Origin of the sequence: Streptomyces sp. SudanB25_2051, assembly GCF_964272635.1 — a bacterium.
Taxonomy (GTDB): Bacteria; Actinomycetota; Actinomycetes; order Streptomycetales; family Streptomycetaceae; genus Streptomyces.
Genome location: NZ_OZ186787.1, coordinates 4971121 through 4987089, shown reverse-complemented (window position 1 = coordinate 4987089; position 15969 = coordinate 4971121). Strand labels below are relative to the sequence as shown.

Below are 15969 nucleotides of genomic sequence, written 5' to 3'. Positions count from 1 at the left end.
TTTCCGTGGAGACCCTCGCCATCGCCCTGCTCGGCTTCTACGCCGCGGGCTACTTCGTCCTCGCCGGCGCGGACATCGGGACCGGGATGGTCGCGCCGTACCTGGGGCGCACCGACCGTGAGCGGCGGCTCGTCATCGCCTCGTTCGCGCCGTTCTTCCTGGGCAACGAGGTGTGGCTGGTCGCCACCGCCGGTCTGCTGGTGGGTTGTTTCCCGGTCCTGGAGGGCGAGCTGCTGAGCGGCCAGTTCGCCGTGGTCGTCCCGCTGCTGGTGGGCTGGGTCGTCCGCGACGCCGGTCTGTGGATGCGGGGGCGGGTGACCGGCCGGGCGGGGCGGGCCTGGCGGGCGGGGTGCGACGGCGCGGTCGTGTGCGGCAGCTGGACGGTGGCCCTCGCGTGGGGCTGGCTGCTGGCGGGGGTGCTGAGCGGCACGCCGGAGCGGGCGGCGGGCGGGGCCGTGGCGGTAGTCACGGCGGTCGCCGTCGCCGCGCTATTCGCCGCGCACGGGCTGGGCTTCGCCGCGGCCCGGCTCACGGGACTGCCGTACGAGCGGGCCCGGCGGCTGGTGGGGCGTACGCGCTCCTGGCAGTCGTTCGCGCTGACCGGCGCCCTGATGGCGTGCGTCCCGGTGGCCGCCGGGGCGGCGCTTCCCCTGGCCCGGTCCGCGGCGGACGGGGCGACGCTCGCGCTGCTCGTTCCTGCCCTGCTCGTGGTGACGCCGCTGCTCGTCGCCGTACAGGCCTGGACGTGGTGGGCGTTCCGCCGCCGCGTGACCGGCCCCTCCTACCTGTGACCGGGCTCGCGGAGCCCTCTGCCGAAAGGACGTGCACATGATCACGAAGGATGCGGTCGGGGAACGGGCGGCCGAGCCGGGGCGCGCCAGCGTCTTCGAGCGCCTGGCGGCCTTCTCGTACCGCCACCGCTGGGGTGCCGTACTGCTGTGGGTGGTGCTGGTGGCGGGGATCACCGCGGCCTCGTCGGCCGTCGGCAGCGGCTACCACAACGACTTCTCGCTGCCGGGCACGGACTCGCAGCGGGCCAGGACGGTCCTGGAGCGGCACGGAGCCGCGCAGGCCGGTGCGACGGTGCAGATCGTCGTGCGGTCCGACGACGCGGACGGGGTGCGGGACGCCGCCGTGCAAAGGCGCGTCGAGGCGCTCCTGGGCACGGTCGCGGAGCTGCCGGGGGTCACCGGCGTGCGGAGCCCGTACGAGGACACCGCGGCCGTCTCGCGGGACGGGGCGGTCGGCTACGCGACGGTGACGTGGGCGGAGTCGGCGGAGAACGTGCCGCAGGAACAGGTGCGGAAGCTCCTCAGCACGGTCGACCGGGCCGCCGGCGACGGCTTGCAGACGGCGGTCGGCGGTGACGCGGTGCGCGGCGCCGAGGAGGGCGGGGGCGGCGCGGCAGAGGGCGCGGGCATCCTGGGCGCGCTGGTGATCCTGGTGTTCCTGTTCGGGTCGCTGGTGGCGGCGAGCCTGCCGGTGATCACGGCGGTGTTCGCGGTGGCCGGTTCGATCGGGCTGATCGCGCTCGCCTCGCACCTGGCGACGGTCGCGGATTTCACTCCGCCGGTGATGATGCTGGTGGGGCTGGGGGTCGGGATCGACTACGCGCTGCTGGTCTTCTCCCGGTACCGGGGCGAGCTGCTGGCGGGTGCCTCGCCGGAGCGCGCCACACGGGCCGCGCTGGACGCGGCGGGCCGCACGGTGTTCTTCGCGGGCTGCACGGTGATCATCGCCCTGATGGGTCTGGTGGCGCTGGGCCTCGGTTCGCTCCAGGGTGTGGCGCTCGCCGTCGCGCTGACCGTCCTGGTGACCATGGCGGCGTCGCTGACGCTGCTGCCCGCGCTGCTCGGCGTGTTCGGGGCGCGGATCGCCCGCCAGGTGGCGCGTCGCGTGGAGCGGCGGGCGGCGCGGGGCGGCCGGGACGAGGGCGCCGGGTGGCGGCGCTGGGCGGCCGGGGTGCAGCGGCGCCCGGGCGCGGCCCTGCTGGTGTCGCTCGTCGCGCTGGGCGCGCTGGCGGCGCCCGCGGCCGGCATGCGGCTGGGCTTCGCGGACGCGGGCAACGATCCGGCCGCGTCCTCCAGCCGGCGGGCGTACGACATGCTCGCCGACGGGTTCGGGCCCGGCTTCAACGGCCCGCTGGTCGTCGTCGTGGAGGCGGGCCGCGCCGGGGGCTCCGCCAGCGAGGGGGCCGGCGGCTCCGGACCGGCGGCCGGCGCGGGCGGCGACGCCATGGCTGCGGGGGCGGCCGTGCGGGACGCCCTGGACGGCGTGCCGGGCGTCACGGCGCTGGCCGGACCGTTCCCGGCGGCGGGCGGCGACCGGGTCCCCAGCGGTGGCGCGGCGGCGGGCGGCGACCGGCGCGGTGGTGGCTCGGCGGCGGGCGGCCCGGTGGCGACGGTGCTGGTCTTCCCGTCCTCCGCGCCGCAGGACGAGGCGACGGCCGAGCTGGTCGAGCGGCTGCGCTCCGATGTGCTGCCGCCCGTGGAGCGCGCGTCCGGCGCGGACGTGCTGGTCGGCGGACCGACCGCCGCCACGGAGGACTTCGCGGCGACCGTCGCCGAGCGGATGCCGCTGTTCGTGGCGATCGTCGTCGGCCTGTCCGCCCTGCTGCTGCTCGCCGTGTTCCGGTCGGTGCTGATCCCCGTGAAGGCCGCGCTGCTGAACCTGGTGAGCATCGGGGCGGCGCTCGGTGTGATCACGCTGGTGTTCCAGCACGGCTGGTTCGGCGTCGAGGAGGGACCCATCGAGGCGTTCATCCCTGTGATGATCTTCGCGATCGTCTTCGGGCTCTCCATGGACTACGAGGTGTTCCTGCTGTCCCGCGTCCACGAGGAGTGGCGGCGCGGCCTGGACCACCAGAGCGCCGTGCGGGAGGGCCTGGCCGCCACGGGCCGGGTCATCACCGCGGCCGCCGCCATCATGATCGTGGTGTTCGCCGCGTTCATGCTGAGCGATGACCGGATGCTCCAGCAGTTCGGCCTCGGACTGGCCGTGGCGATCCTGCTGGACGCGGTCGTCATCCGCTGCCTGATCGTCCCCGCCGTGATGCAGGTGCTGGGACGGCGCGCCTGGTGGCTGCCGTCCTGGCTGCGCCGCGCCCTGCCGGAGGTGGAGCTGGAGCGCCACTGAGGCCCGCGCCGCCCCCGTACGGCTCCGGGGGCGGCGTCCCGGATCAGGCGCCGTCCTCGGGCGGCGCCTGGTCGCGCCCGGTGCGCAGCGCCCGCTGGAGCCTGGCCAGCACCATCTCGCCGTGCCGCCGGTGGCCGTGCACGCGCGGGTCCTCCGTCACCGCGTACCGCTTCACGTACGCGCCGAGGAACGCCTGCAGCGTGGCGACCGCCGGGATGGCTATCAGCGCCCCGACCGCGCCGAGCAGCGCCGTGCCCGCGACGACCGAGCCGAAGGCGACCGCCGGGTGGATGTCGACGGTCCTGGCGGTCAGCTTCGGCTGCAGCAGGTAGTTCTCGAACTGCTGGTACACGACGACGAACGCCAGCACCCACAGCGCGTACCAGGGGGCGACGGTGAACGCGATCAGCATCGGCAGGGCGCCCGCCAGATAGGTGCCGATGGTGGGCAGGAACTGCGACACCAGGCCGACCCACACGGCGAGCGCGGGCGCGTAGGGGACGCCCAGGAACTCCAGCAGGATGTAGTGCGACACGCCGGACGCCAGCGCCATCAGGCCGCGCGAGTAGAGATAGCCGCCGGTCTTGTCGACGGCGATCTCCCACGCCCGCAGCACCTCCGCCTGCTTCGCCGGCGGCAGGACCGAGCAGAGCGCGCGGCGCAGCCGGGGGCCGTCGGCGGCGAAGTAGAACGAGAACAGGAAGATCGTCAGCAGTTTGAAGAGACCGCCGAGGACCGTGGCCGAGACGTCCAGCACGCCGCTGGCGCTGTTCTCCACGTACTGCCGCAGCCAGTCGGAGCGCAGCAGGCTGTCCTGGACGGCGACCCGCGAGAGCTCGGTGTGGAACGTGTGGTTGATCCAGTTGATCAGCGAGTCGAGGTACTTGGGGATGTCCTCGACCATGTCGACGATCTGGCCGGCGAGCATCGACCCGAGGAGCACGACGAAGCCGACGCTGACGACGAGGACGCCGAGGAACACCAGGAAGGTCGCGAGGCCCCGGCGCATGCCCCGTGCGGCCATGCGGCCCACGGCGGGCTCGACGGCCAGGGCGAGGAAGAACGCGATCAGGATGTTGATCAGCAGTCCGATGAGCTGGTGGAAGGCCCAGCTGCCCAGCTGGAAGCAGGCGTAGAGGGCCAGCGCGAGCACCATCGCCTTGGGCAGCCAGCGCGGCATCCGGCCGGGGGCCGCGACGGGCCGGGCGGGTGCGGCGGGAGGAGCCGCCGGTGTGGGCGAGCCGGTCGGTGCGGCCGTCGTCCCGGCCGCAGCGCCGGTCGACGCGGCGACCGCCGAGCCCGCCGCGTCGGCGGCGGGCTCGCTGGTCTTCTCGGTGTCGGGGGCGTTGTTCGGGGTCTGGTCTTTCGAGGCCACGGGCCAAGTGTCGCCTACGCGTACGACACCGCGCTCGGCCCTGTGGACAACCGGCCCGGCATGGCGTCCGGGCGGCCGGATCAGCGCTTGTCCACGGGGACGTCGACGGCGGCGCACACCGCGCGCCACACGTCCTTCGCCTCCCAGCCGGCGTCGAGCGCCTCGTGGACCGTCCGCCCGCCCAGCTCGGACATCACATGGTCGCGGGCGAAGGACTCGGCGTACGCCTCGCCGAAGTGGTCCGCCATCCGCTCCCAGAAAATCGTCAACCGCATGTGCCCAGTATCCCGCTCCTGAGAGTGCACACCGGCCGGGGCCGCTTGCGGGGAGCCCGTTCCGCCCTACGGTCGTGCCATGGGTCGACACATGGCGGGAACTCCCCTCGCGCGCGCCGGGCAGTTCGTCTGGCTGACGGCGCGCGTCCTCGAACAGCGCCGCTTCGCCTACCACTTCCTCGGCGGCGACGCCGACGCCGTGGAGGCCGCCCTCGCCCCGTACGCCAACGAGGACGGCGGCTACGGGCACGCACTGGAGCCGGATGTGCGCGGCCCCGTCAGCCAGCCGCTGCACACCGCGCACGCGCTGCGCGTGCTCGACTCGATCGGCCGGTGCGGCGGGCCGCGGGTGGAGCGGGTCTGCCGGTATCTGACCGGTGTCTCCACACACGCCGGCGCGCTGCCGGCCATCCACCCCTCCGTGCGCGGCTATCCCGTGGCGCCGTTCGTGCCGGTCGTCGACGATCCGCCGAGCGACCTGCTGGCCACGGGGCCGGTCGTGGGGCTGCTGCACCGCAACCAGGTGTGGCACGCGTGGCTGTTCCGCGCGACCGACTTCTGCTGGGCGGCGGTCGAGGCGATCGCGGAGGGCCGTGCGACCCATCCGTACGAGGTCGAGGCGGCCGTGGCGTTCCTCGACGGCGTCCCGGACCGGGCCTGGGCCGAGGCGGCCGCGGAACGGCTGGGCCGGGTCGTGCGGGAGCGGCGGCTCGCGGTACTGGAGCCGGAGCGGGCGGACACGTACCCGCTGGCGCCCGGGTACGCGCCGGGCGAGTACCACTTCCCGCACGACTACGCGCGCGTGCCGGGCTCTCTCGCCCGCCGGTGGTTCACCGACGAGGAGATGGCCCGCTCCCTGGACCACCTGGCGGCCGAGCAGGCGGAGGACGGCGGGTGGCCGGTGAACTGGCGGCAGTGGGCTCCCGGCCCCACCCTGGAGTCGCGGCCGCTCGTCACGATCGAGGCGCTGCGCACGCTGCGGGCGCACGGCCGCCCCATCGGCTGACCGCACCTGGGCGGATCGCAGCGGCCCACCACTGGGCATGCCCCGGCACGGCGGCGGGCCGCCGCTCGGCCTCCGGCCCTCAGCCGCCCAGCGCCCGCACCCCCGCGGTGACCGCGACGGCCACGCCCACGACCACCAGGAACGGTGCCCGGAGCACCAGGGCGAGCGCCGCCGCGGCGAGGCCCGCCCCGCGGGCGTCCAGTACCAGCGCGCCGTCCGCGCTGAACGTCTGCTGCGCGGTGAGGGCGGCGAGCAGCGCGACGGGCAGCAGCGCCGCCAGTCGCCGCACGACGGGCCGTTCCAGGGCGGCGGCCGGCACCAGCAGCCCGCCGAGCTTCAGCAGATAGCACCCGACCGTGGTCAGGCCGATCGCGATCCAGACAGCGGTGCCGCTCATCGCCGCACCTCCCGGCGACCGCGCAGCCACAGCACGGCGGGCGCCGCGAGCGCCGCGACGAGCACCGGCACCCCGGCGGGCAGCACCGGCAGCAGGCCGAGCCCCAGCACCACGGCCAGCCCGGCGACGGCCCGGTCGGTCGTGGAGCGCAGCATGGGGGCGAGGAGGGCGAGGAACACGGCGGGCCCCGCCGCGTCGAGGCCCCAGGCGTCGGTGTCGCCGATGGCCTCCGCTCCCAGGGCGCCGACGAGCGTCGTGAGGTTCCACAGCACGTACAGGGTCAGGCCGGTGACGGTGAAGCCGAGCCGGGCAGCGCGGCGGGTCGGCTGCGCGAGGGCCACCGCCGCGGTCTCGTCGATGACCCACTGGGCGGCGAACGGGCGCGCCGCGCGCGGGAGGGCCAGCAGCTGGGACAGGCGCAGCCCGTAGAAGGCGTTGCGGGTGCCGAGGAAGAAGGCGCCCGCGGCGGCGGTGAAGGGGTTGCCGCCCGCGGCGAGCGCGCCGACGAGGGCGAACTGCGAGGCGCCGGTGAAGACGAGCAGGCTGAGCGCGCAGGTCTGGAGGAGGTCGAGGCCGGCGCCGACCGAGGTGACGCCGAACGCGAAGCCGGAGAGGCCGACGGCGACGCCGACACCAAGGGAGTCGCGTACGACGGCCCGGTCGGGCTTCGCCGGGTCCTGGCGGGCCGCCGTCGGTGTGCGCTGCTCCGCGTCGTCCGCGCGGGCGGGGGGCGCCGCTGTGGGCGCGCTCGGGGGTATTGACCGTTCTGCCACGCCCCGAAAGCTACGGCCGGCCCTCGCCGCCGGTCTTGTACGTTCTTGCGCGCTCCCGCTGGTAGGCGCCCGGGGGGACCCCGACGATCCGGGTGAAGTGCCGGTTCAGGTGCGGCTGGTCGGTGAACCCGACGGCGGCGGCCGCGTCGGCTGGAGCGGTACCGGCCTCCAGGAGGCGGCGGGCGGCCCGTACGCGCGCGTTGGTGAGCCACGCGTGGGGCGGCATCCCGTACGCCGTCCGGAAGGCGCGCAGCAGGGCGAAGGGGCTGGTGCCGAGCTCCCGGGCGAGCTGCTCCAGGGACGGCGGCTCGGCCATGCGGTCGAGGAGCGCGTCGCGGGCGGCGGCGGCCGTGCGGGCGCCCGCCGTGAGCGGGGTGCGCTGCGGGAGGGTCCCGCCGTGGCGGCGCAGCAGGCGGGCGACGACGATCCGCAGGACGCTGTCGGCGGCGAGGGCGTTGCCCTCCTCGGCGGCGCGGTGCACGGCGCTGATCAGCCGGGCGGTGCTCTCGTCCTCGACGATGGTCTGCCCGAAGGAGACCGTGCCGCGCAGGCTTGTCTCCTCCCGGGCGATCCCGGCGATCAGCTCCGACGAGGGGTAGAGGGTGGTGTACGACCAGCCCTCGGGCACCCCGGCGTGCGCGGAGTGCGGCACCTCGGGGTTGATCATCACGACGGTGCCCGGCCGGGCCTTGATGGTGCCCTCCGGCATGACGACGTCCTCGATGCCCTTGCGGACGGCGCCCAGCACATAGCCCTCGTGGCTGTGGCGGGAGAAGGAGTGGCGGACGTAGCGGGCGCGCAGGAGGTCGAGGCCGGGCACCTCCGGGTACTGCCAGTGCCTGGCCCACTCGTCGGGCCGTCCGCCGTCCGGGGTGGTCGCCATGCCTCCATTCTGCGCCGGACGCACCCCCGGTGACCTGCGGGTCCACGGTGCGGACGCCGGTTGTCAGTGGCGGGGTGCACGATGGGTGGCATGGCCGGGACCGCACTCGACTCCTTCTCCCCCGCGACCCGCAGGTGGTTCACGGGGGCGTTCAGCGCGCCCACCGCCGCCCAGGAGGGGGCGTGGCGGGCGATCGGCGCGGGTTCGGACGTGCTGGTCGTGGCGCCGACGGGCTCCGGCAAGACGCTGGCGGCGTTCCTCGCCGCGCTGGACCGGCTGGCGTCCACCCCGCCCCCGGCCGACGCGAAGAAGCGCTGCCGGGTGCTGTACGTGTCGCCGCTGAAGGCGCTGGCCGTCGACGTCGAGCGGAATCTGCGCAGCCCGCTGACGGGCATCCGCCAGGAGGCCGTGCGGCTGGGCCTGCCGGAGCCGGAGGTGCGGGTCGGCATCCGCTCGGGCGACACCCCCGCGGCGGAGCGGCGCTCGCTGGCGACGCGGCCTCCGGACATCCTGATCACCACACCGGAGTCGCTCTTCCTGATGCTGACGTCGGCGGCGCGGGACGCGCTGGCGGGCGTGGAGACGGTGATCCTGGACGAGGTGCACGCCGTGGCGGGCACCAAGCGCGGCGCGCATCTGGCGCTGTCGCTGGAGCGGCTCGACGAGCTGCTGCCGCGCCCGGCCCGCAGGATCGGCCTGTCCGCGACGGTGCGGCCGGTGGACGAGGTGGCGCGGTTCCTGTCGCCGCGGCGGAGGGTGGAGGTGGTCCAGCCGCCGTCCGGCAAGGAGTTCGACCTGTCCGTGGTGGTGCCGGTCGAAGACCTGGGCGAGCTCGGGGGCTCGCCGGCCGCCGACGCGGGCGGCGGCCCCGCCGAGAAGCCGTCGATCTGGCCGCATGTCGAGGAGCGCATCGCCGACCTGGTGCAGGAGCACCGTTCGACGATCGTGTTCGCCAACTCACGGCGCCTCGCGGAGCGCCTGTGCAACCGGCTGAACGAGATCGCGTACGAGCGGGCCACCGGGGAGGCGCTGCCCGACGACGCCACCCCCGCGGAGCTGATGGCCCAGTCCGGCGCCGCCAAGGGCGCCCCGCCGCTGCTGGCGCGGGCACACCACGGGTCGGTGTCCAAGGAGCAGCGGGCCCTGGTCGAGGAGGACCTGAAGGCCGGCCGCCTCCCGGCGGTGGTGGCCACGTCCAGTCTGGAGCTGGGCATCGACATGGGCGCGGTCGACCTGGTCGTCCAGGTGGAGTCGCCGCCCTCCGTGGCGTCGGGCCTGCAGCGGGTGGGGCGGGCCGGTCACCAGGTGGGCGCCGTGTCGCGGGGCGTGGTGTTCCCCAAGTACCGGGGCGACCTAGTGCAGGCGGCGGTGGTGACCGAGCGGATGCGGCAGGGCGCCATCGAGTCGCTGCGCGTCCCGGCCAATCCGCTGGACGTGCTGGCCCAGCAGCTGGTCGCCATGGTCGCGCTCGACACCTGGAGTTACGACGACCTGCTGGCGCTGGTGCGGCGGGCGGCGCCGTTCGCGTCGCTGCCGGAGTCGGCGTTCACGGCGGTGCTGGACATGCTCGCCGGACGCTATCCGTCGGACGCGTTCGCTGAGCTGCGCCCGCGCGTCGTGTGGGACCGGGTCACCGGGGCGGTCACGGGGCGCCCCGGTGCCCAGCGGCTCGCCGTCACCTCGGGCGGCACGATCCCCGACCGGGGCCTGTTCGGGGTGTTCCTGGCGGGGGCCGATCCGAAGCGGGGCGGGGGCCGGGTCGGCGAGCTCGACGAGGAGATGGTCTACGAGTCCCGCGTCGGCGACGTGTTCACGCTGGGCACGTCGTCGTGGCGGATCGAGGACATCACGCGCGACCGGGTGCTCGTGTCGCCCGCGCCCGGCGTGCCGGGGCGGCTGCCGTTCTGGAAGGGCGACCAGCTGGGCCGCCCGCTCGAACTGGGCCGCGCGGTCGGCGCGTTCCTGCGGGAGGTCGGCTCGCTGGACCCGGACGACGCGCGGCTGCGGCTGGTGGCGGCGGGCCTGGACGCCTGGGCCGCCGACAACGTCCTGGCGTACCTGGACGAGCAGCGCCGGGCGTGCGGGCACGTCCCGGACGACCGGACGATCCTCGTGGAGCGGTTCCGCGACGAGCTCGGCGACTGGCGGGTGGTGGTGCACTCGCCGTTCGGTGCCCAGGTGCACGCCCCGTGGGCGCTGGCGCTGGGCGCCCGCCTCGCGGAGCGGTACGGCATGGACGCGCAGGTCATGCACGCCGACGACGGCATCGTCCTGCGCCTGCCGGACGCGGACCTGATGGGCCTTGACCTGCTGGACGCGGAGCCGGCCGCGGCGGGCCTCGAGTACGACAGCGAGCAGGCCCCGCTCGGCGCCGCCGACGTCGCCTTCGACAAGGGCGAGGTGGACCGGATCGTCACCGAACAGGTCGGCGGCTCCGCCCTTTTCGCCTCCCGGTTCCGGGAGTGCGCCGCCCGCGCCCTGCTGCTGCCCAAGCGCAATCCAGGCAAGCGGACGCCGCTGTGGCAGCAGCGCCAGCGGGCGGCGCAGCTGCTGCAGGTGGCGAGCGAGTTCGGGTCGTTCCCCATCGTGCTGGAGGCGGTCCGTGAGTGCCTCCAGGACGTGTTCGACGTGCCGGGCCTCCAGGAGCTGATGGGCGACATCGAGTCGCGGCGCGTCCGGCTCGTGGAGGTCACCACCCCCGAGCCGTCGCCGTTCGCCCGCTCGCTGCTGTTCGGGTACGTCGCCCAGTTCCTGTACGAGGGCGACTCACCGCTCGCAGAGCGCCGCGCGGCCGCCCTGTCCCTGGACTCCCGGCTGCTGGCCGAGCTGCTGGGCCAGGCCGAGCTGCGGGAGCTGCTCGACCCGGAGGTGCTGGACGAGCTGGAGCGCGAGCTGCAGTGGCGCACGGACGAGCGGCGCGTGAAGGACCCGGAGGGCGTCGCCGACGCGCTGCGCGTACTGGGCCCGCTGACCGACGCCGAGCTGGTCGAGCGGGGCGCCGACCCGGCCTGGCCGCAGGAGCTGGCCGCCGCCCGCCGGGCGATCCGGGTGCGGGTCGCGGGCGCCGACCACTGGGCAGCGATCGAGGACGCGGGGCGCCTGCGCGACGCGCTGGGCACCGCCCTGCCGGTCGGCGTCCCCGAGGCGTTCACGGAGCCGGTGAAGGACCCGCTCGGCGACCTCCTCGCGCGGTTCGCCCGCACCCACGGCCCGTTCACGTCCGCTGAGGCGGCCGCCCGGTTCGGCCTGGGCACGGCCGTCACGGACGGGGCGCTGCACCGGCTCGCGGCGGCGGGCCGCGTCGTCCAGGGCGAGTTCCACCCGTCGGGCATCGGTCAGGAGTGGTGCGACGCCGCGGTGCTGCGCCGACTGCGGCGCCGCTCGCTGGCCGCGCTGCGCCAGGAGCTGGAGCCGGTTCCGCCGGCCGCGCTCGCCACGTTCCTGCCGCAGTGGCAGCACGTCGGCGGCAGCGCGCTGCGGGGCATCGACGGCCTGGCCCGCGCGATCGAGCAGCTGCAGGGCGCGCCCGTGCCCGCGTCGGCGCTGGAGAAGCTGGTCCTGCCGTCCCGCGTCCGGGACTACGGCCCGCAGCTGCTGGACGAACTGACCACCACCGGCGAGGTCGTGTGGGCGGGCGCGGGCGCCCTGCCGGGCAAGGACGGCTGGGTGTCGCTGTATCTGGCCGACGCCGCCCCGCTGCTGCTGCCGCCGCCGCACCCGCTGGAGCTGACGGCGCTCCACGAGTCCGTGCTCACCGCCCTGTCCGGCGGGTACGGGCTGTTCTTCCGTCAGATCGCCGACCAGGTCCGGGCGACCACCCATCCCGACGTGACGGACCCGCAGCTCGCCGACGCCCTGTGGGAGCTGGCCTGGTCGGGCCGGCTCACCAACGACACCCTCGCCCCACTGCGCGCCGTGCTCGGCTCCGGTCGTACGGCGGGCTCCACCGCGCACCGCGCCCGGCGCCCCGTGCCGCGCGGGCGGTACGGCACGCTGACGGCCGCCGCGCGCCCCGCGTCCCGCTCCGGGCCGCCCACGGTGAGCGGCCGCTGGTCGCTGCTGCCGCCCGCCGAGCCCGAGCCCACGCACCGCGCGCACGCCCTGGCCCGGACGCTGCTGGACCGGCACGGCGTGGTGACCCGGGGCGCCGTCGCCGCCGAGGGCGTCGAGGGCGGCTTCTCCGCCACGTACCGGGTGCTGTCCGCGTTCGAGGACAGCGGCCAGGCCCGCCGGGGCTATGTCGTGGAGGGGCTGGGCGCCGCGCAGTTCGCGATGGACGGCGCCGTGGACCGTCTGCGGGCGGCCGCGTCGGCCCGGGAGCGCGCCGAGGGCTCCGCCGACCCGCAGGCCGTCGTCCTGGCCGCCGCCGACCCGGCCAACGCGTACGGCGCGGCGCTGCCCTGGCCGGAGCCGCCGAACGGCGCGAGCCACAAGCCGGGCCGCAAGGCGGGCTCCCTGGTGGTGCTGGTCGACGGCGAGTTGACGCTGTACATGGAGCGCGGCGGCAAGACCCTGCTGTCGTGGGCGCCCGAACCGGACACCCCCGCGCTGCGGGCCGCCGCCGACGCCCTGGCGGCCGCCGCGGGCGCGGGCGCGCTGGGCACGGTCACCGTCGAGCGGATCAACGGCACGGCCGCCCTGACGTCCCCGCTGTCCCGCGCCCTCGAAGCCGCGGGCTTCCACGCCACACCGAGGGGGCTGCGCCTGCGCGCGTAGCGGGTCCGTACGCGGCAAACCGCGGGGCGCCCGGCGGGCAGCGCCGGAAAGCCGCCCCGGCGGCGCATCATGGAGCCATGCCCGAAGGCGACACGATCTGGCTGACCGCCCACCGGATGCACGCCGCGCTCGCCGGCCGGCTCCTCACCCGGTCCGACCTGCGCGTCCCGAAGCTCGCCACCGTCGACCTGACGGGCCGGGCCGTCGTCGGCGTCGTCCCGCGCGGCAAGCACCTGCTGACGCGCGTCGAGGGCGGTCTGACGCTCCACTCGCATCTGCGGATGGACGGCGCCTGGCAGCTGTACGCCCCCGGTGAGCGCTGGCGCGGGGGTCCGGACCACCAGATCCGCGCCGTCCTCGGCACCGAGGCGCACACGGCGGTCGGCTACCGGCTGCCGGTCCTGGATCTGCTGCGGACGATCGACGAGCCGTCCGTCGTGGGCCACCTGGGACCCGATCTGCTGGGACCCGACTGGGACTTCGAGGAGGCCGTACGGCGCGTCGTCGCCGACCCGGACCGCCCGCTCGGCGAGGCCCTCCTGGACCAGCGGAACCTCGCCGGCATCGGCAACGTCTACAAGTGCGAGCTGGCGTTCCTGGCCCGTGTCACACCCTGGTTCCCGGTCGGCGACCTGCCCGCCGGTGTCCCCGAGCGGCTCATCGCGACCGCCCGCCGCCTGCTGGAGGAGAACAAGGCCCGCTTCGACCGGCGCACCGTCCCCGGCGGCCGACCCGACCGCAAGCTGTACGTGTACGGGCGTGCCCGTCGGCCCTGCTACCGCTGCGGCGCCCCGATCCGCTGGGACGGCGGCGGCCGCGGGCCGACCGACCGGGTCTCGTACTGGTGCCCCGGCTGCCAGTCCGGCCCGGCGCCCGATTGAGCTGCGCCCCGGAAGAGCCGCCGAAGCAGGACACCCGCGCCCCACTCACACCGCGAGGAGCAGGCGTTCAGTCACCGCCACCGGGCCGATGGGGCGTCCCCCGGCCGAAGGCCCGTACGACGTCCCACACGAGACCCCGCAGCGCCTCCGGGAACGAGTCGCGCACCGCCGCGCGCCACCGGGAGCGCCGCCCGGCAGACCGCCCCGGCCGGGGCGCCGCCGCGGCGTGGACCGGGAGCAGGCTGAGCCCCCAGCCGCTCGCCGCCGCGACCCCTTCGGCCAGCCCGGCCCGGTGCGGCACGAACGCCAGGCGCAGCACCGCCCACCACCACAGTCCGCCGATCACGAGAAGTACGAGCGCCGACACAAGCGCCGGCAGCGGGACTCGTCGCCGTACCATGCCGCCTCCTCCGGTCGACGCTAGACCGGCACGATCACCGGACGGCAGGGGCGCACCGGAGCAGCCACCGGCGCATCCGCCGCCCCACGCCCCGTCCGGCCCTTGCCGCACCTCACACGGCCGTCCCAGCCTCTGCCACACCCCACCCGACCGCTCACGCCTCCGCCACGCTCCGCCGGGCCGCCCGATGCCGGGCCGCATCCCGCCCGGCTGCTCACGCCCCGGCCGTATCCGGGACCGCCGTACAGGCCGGCGACGTGCCCCGCCCCGGCCGCGCCGGGCGGCGGGTGAGGCCGCCCGGCGTTCCGGAAGTCTTCCGGTCGCGTCCCGGGTTCCGGTGATCCCGCGCGCTCCCACGCCTCCGCGCGGGCCCCGTAAGAATCCGTCGCAGGACGTGTTCGCGCAGGTCGCTGCGGCCACCACGGCGGACCGCCTCAGACGTTCTCCGCCTGGAACATCCAGGCGTGCTTCTCGAGCTCGCCCGTCAGCCCGATGAGCAGGTCCTGCGTCACCGGGTCCGGCTCGTCGGTCGCGGCGACGCGCTCCCGCATCCGCTGGATGACGGCGACCAGCGCGTCCACCATGATCCGTACGGCGTCCTGGTCCTGGATCCACCCGGTCGGCACCTCGCCGATGGCGCTGCCGGACGCCACGGTCGCGGCGCGCCCGTCCGGGTTGACGCCGATGGCCGAGGCGCGCTCCGCCATCACGTCGGAGTGCGTCCGGGCGGTGGTCACGACCTCGTCGAGCTGCAGGTGTATGGACCGGAAGCGCGGGCCCACCACGTTCCAGTGGACCTGCTTGGCGACCAGTGACAGGTCGACCAGGTCCACGAGCGCGCCCTGCAGGGCCTCACCGACCACCTTCAGTTCGGCGTCGGACAGCGAACTCTTGACGACAGCCATGCGAATCCTCCATTCCGTGCGCACGTTCCACCATGACACACAGTGCGCATAACGGGCATTCGACCAAAAGCGAAGCCCCGGTCGGCACCTCGGGTACCCGACCGGGGCTCAGCCCAAAACGTCGATCTTCCGGTTTCGCGGCGGTCGGGCCGCGAAACCGGTGGGGATCACGCGGCGACGACGTCCACCGCTTCGGCGGGTGCCTTGATGGTCACCCGCTCCGTCGGCACACCCGCCACCGACGTCACGGACACAGAATTGAGCATCGGGCGCACTGGCGCGGACACCGGCTCACTCGCCGCTGCCGATTCCGCCAGCTCCGCCAGCGACAGCTCGTCGCTCACTTCCCGCATGAGCTCGGACATCCGTACGTCCAGCGCGTCGCAAATCGCGGAGAGCAGTTCGGAGGAAGCCTCCTTCTGCCCCCGCTCCACCTCGGAAAGATAGCCGAGCGATACTCGGGCGGACGAGGAGACTTCGCGCAGAGTACGGCCCTGGCGCTGGCGCTGCCGACGCAGCACGTCACCCAGCAGGCGACGGAGCAGAATCATCGGTGGCTCCCTCCTCGGACCGCGTAGCCGCATCCTTCACGCCCCACCGTACCGCCTCGCGCTGCGGCCGTGCGGGGAGCGATGTCGTGTTCACTCAGGGCTGCAAACATCAATTCCCCCCGTTCTGTTCCGTATCCTTTGCCCGCGCATTCTCCGAGAGTTCGTCGACGAGCAGTTCCAGCACGCTCCGTACACTCTCTCTACGGATTTCCGCGCGGTCGCCGTTCAACCGCAGCGCGGCCACTTCTCCCGCCGCGACGGGCGATCCGGGCGGCCCGCACACGGCCACGTACACGGTGCCCACCGGCTGCCCGTCCTGCGGTTCCGGGCCGGCGACGCCGGTCGTCGCGGCGCCCCAGGAGGCACCCAGCCGCTCGCGCACACCGCGCGCCATCTGCAGCGCGACCTCCGCGTCGACGGCTCCGCGCCGCTCCAGCAGCTCCCCGTCGACCCCCAGCAGATCCCGCTTCAGCACGGTCGCGTACACCGTGACGGACCCGCGGAAGACACGGGAGGCACCGGGCACGGACGTCAGCTCGGCGGCGACGAGACCACCCGTGAGTGACTCGGCCACGGCCAGCGACTGGTCACGCTCGGCGAGCAGGCGCAGTACCCGCGCCGCCACCGGTTCCGCACCGGACCCGGCGCCGGACCGCCGCAGCGCGTCCCCCA

Annotated in this window: 14 protein-coding genes; 5 read left to right on the top strand and 9 right to left on the bottom strand. The window is 75.1% G+C overall.

Annotated features, from left to right (window positions below):
• The first annotated feature begins 5 nt into the window (after positions 1-5).
• Positions 6-791, top strand: a complete 786-nt coding sequence (locus ACSUPT_RS22430; RefSeq protein WP_365726265.1) for a cytochrome d ubiquinol oxidase subunit II — start codon at positions 6-8, stop codon at positions 789-791.
• Between the two features lie 37 nt (positions 792-828).
• Positions 829-3135 (top strand): MMPL family transporter, encoded by a 2307-nt coding sequence (locus ACSUPT_RS22425; protein ID WP_436945371.1) that lies wholly within the window; start codon positions 829-831, stop codon positions 3133-3135.
• 43 nt (positions 3136-3178) lie between these two features.
• On the opposite strand, the gene ACSUPT_RS22420 is transcribed toward ACSUPT_RS22425, so the two are convergent.
• Both ACSUPT_RS22420 and ACSUPT_RS22415 read right to left on the bottom strand, forming a co-directional pair.
• A complete protein-coding gene (locus tag ACSUPT_RS22420; RefSeq protein WP_436945370.1) occupies positions 3179-4510 on the bottom strand; it encodes an AI-2E family transporter in 1332 nt (443 codons plus the stop codon).
• 80 nt (positions 4511-4590) lie between these two features.
• On the bottom strand, positions 4591-4785 hold the full coding sequence (locus ACSUPT_RS22415; protein WP_351965077.1) for a DUF3046 domain-containing protein: 195 nt from the start codon (positions 4783-4785) through the stop codon (positions 4591-4593).
• Between the two features lie 79 nt (positions 4786-4864).
• On the opposite strand from ACSUPT_RS22415, the gene ACSUPT_RS22410 reads away from it, so the two are divergent.
• Complete coding sequence (locus ACSUPT_RS22410) at positions 4865-5791, top strand: hypothetical protein (protein ID WP_436945369.1); 927 nt, start codon at positions 4865-4867, stop codon at positions 5789-5791.
• A 79-nt stretch (positions 5792-5870) separates the two neighbouring features.
• Here the strand turns inward: ACSUPT_RS22410 and ACSUPT_RS22405 are convergent, their stop codons facing one another.
• The 3 genes from ACSUPT_RS22405 to ACSUPT_RS22395 are packed head-to-tail and all read right to left on the bottom strand — an operon-like array spanning position 5871 to position 7844.
• A complete protein-coding gene (locus tag ACSUPT_RS22405) occupies positions 5871-6188 on the bottom strand; it encodes an AzlD domain-containing protein (RefSeq protein WP_351965078.1) in 318 nt (105 codons plus the stop codon).
• Positions 6185-6961, bottom strand: coding sequence for an AzlC family ABC transporter permease (locus ACSUPT_RS22400; RefSeq protein ID WP_436945368.1), 777 nt, complete (start codon positions 6959-6961; stop codon positions 6185-6187). Before ACSUPT_RS22400 ends, ACSUPT_RS22405 begins: the two co-directional genes overlap by 4 nt.
• Before the next feature lie 10 nt (positions 6962-6971).
• A complete protein-coding gene (locus tag ACSUPT_RS22395) occupies positions 6972-7844 on the bottom strand; it encodes an AraC family transcriptional regulator (protein ID WP_351965080.1) in 873 nt (290 codons plus the stop codon).
• Between the two features lie 90 nt (positions 7845-7934).
• Between ACSUPT_RS22395 and ACSUPT_RS22390 the strand changes: the two genes are divergently transcribed.
• Entirely contained in the window at positions 7935-12560 is a 4626-nt protein-coding gene (locus ACSUPT_RS22390; protein WP_361657849.1) for an ATP-dependent helicase, read from the top strand.
• A 77-nt stretch (positions 12561-12637) separates the two neighbouring features.
• Positions 12638-13441 carry a DNA-formamidopyrimidine glycosylase family protein gene (locus ACSUPT_RS22385; protein ID WP_436945367.1) on the top strand — a complete coding sequence of 268 codons (804 nt, stop codon included), beginning with the start codon at positions 12638-12640 and terminating at the stop codon, positions 13439-13441.
• Between the two features lie 67 nt (positions 13442-13508).
• On the opposite strand, the gene ACSUPT_RS22380 is transcribed toward ACSUPT_RS22385, so the two are convergent.
• The 4 genes from ACSUPT_RS22380 to ACSUPT_RS22365 all read right to left on the bottom strand — a co-directional run bounded on the left by ACSUPT_RS22380 (position 13509) and on the right by ACSUPT_RS22365 (position 15922).
• Positions 13509-13841, bottom strand: a complete 333-nt coding sequence (locus tag ACSUPT_RS22380; protein WP_351965083.1) for a hypothetical protein — start codon at positions 13839-13841, stop codon at positions 13509-13511.
• 434 nt (positions 13842-14275) lie between these two features.
• The gene (locus tag ACSUPT_RS22375) at positions 14276-14746 is read right to left on the bottom strand and encodes a Dps family protein (protein WP_351965084.1); all 471 of its coding nucleotides are present in this window, start codon (positions 14744-14746) and stop codon (positions 14276-14278) included.
• Between the two features lie 167 nt (positions 14747-14913).
• Entirely contained in the window at positions 14914-15297 is a 384-nt protein-coding gene (locus tag ACSUPT_RS22370; protein WP_028963738.1) for a helix-turn-helix domain-containing protein, read from the bottom strand.
• A gap of 109 nt (positions 15298-15406) precedes the next feature.
• The gene (locus ACSUPT_RS22365) at positions 15407-15922 is read right to left on the bottom strand and encodes a CinA family protein (protein ID WP_436946251.1); all 516 of its coding nucleotides are present in this window, start codon (positions 15920-15922) and stop codon (positions 15407-15409) included.
• Positions 15923-15969: the final 47 nt, after the last annotated feature.

Bases quoted from the DNA above. Each gene is read 5' to 3' on its own strand.
- ACSUPT_RS22380 (WP_351965083.1), bottom strand. From the start codon at position 13,841: ATGGTACGGCGACGAGTCCCGCTGCCGGCGCTTGTGTCGGCGCTCGTA.
- ACSUPT_RS22385 (WP_436945367.1), top strand. From the start codon at position 12,638: ATGCCCGAAGGCGACACGATCTGGCTGACCGCCCACCGGATGCACGCC.
- ACSUPT_RS22395 (WP_351965080.1), bottom strand. From the start codon at position 7,844: ATGGCGACCACCCCGGACGGCGGACGGCCCGACGAGTGGGCCAGGCAC.
- ACSUPT_RS22375 (WP_351965084.1), bottom strand. From the start codon at position 14,746: ATGGCTGTCGTCAAGAGTTCGCTGTCCGACGCCGAACTGAAGGTGGTC.
- ACSUPT_RS22390 (WP_361657849.1), top strand. From the start codon at position 7,935: ATGGCCGGGACCGCACTCGACTCCTTCTCCCCCGCGACCCGCAGGTGG.
- ACSUPT_RS22410 (WP_436945369.1), top strand. From the start codon at position 4,865: ATGGGTCGACACATGGCGGGAACTCCCCTCGCGCGCGCCGGGCAGTTC.
- ACSUPT_RS22405 (WP_351965078.1), bottom strand. From the start codon at position 6,188: ATGAGCGGCACCGCTGTCTGGATCGCGATCGGCCTGACCACGGTCGGG.
- ACSUPT_RS22425 (WP_436945371.1), top strand. From the start codon at position 829: ATGATCACGAAGGATGCGGTCGGGGAACGGGCGGCCGAGCCGGGGCGC.
- ACSUPT_RS22370 (WP_028963738.1), bottom strand. From the start codon at position 15,297: ATGATTCTGCTCCGTCGCCTGCTGGGTGACGTGCTGCGTCGGCAGCGC.
- ACSUPT_RS22415 (WP_351965077.1), bottom strand. From the start codon at position 4,785: ATGCGGTTGACGATTTTCTGGGAGCGGATGGCGGACCACTTCGGCGAG.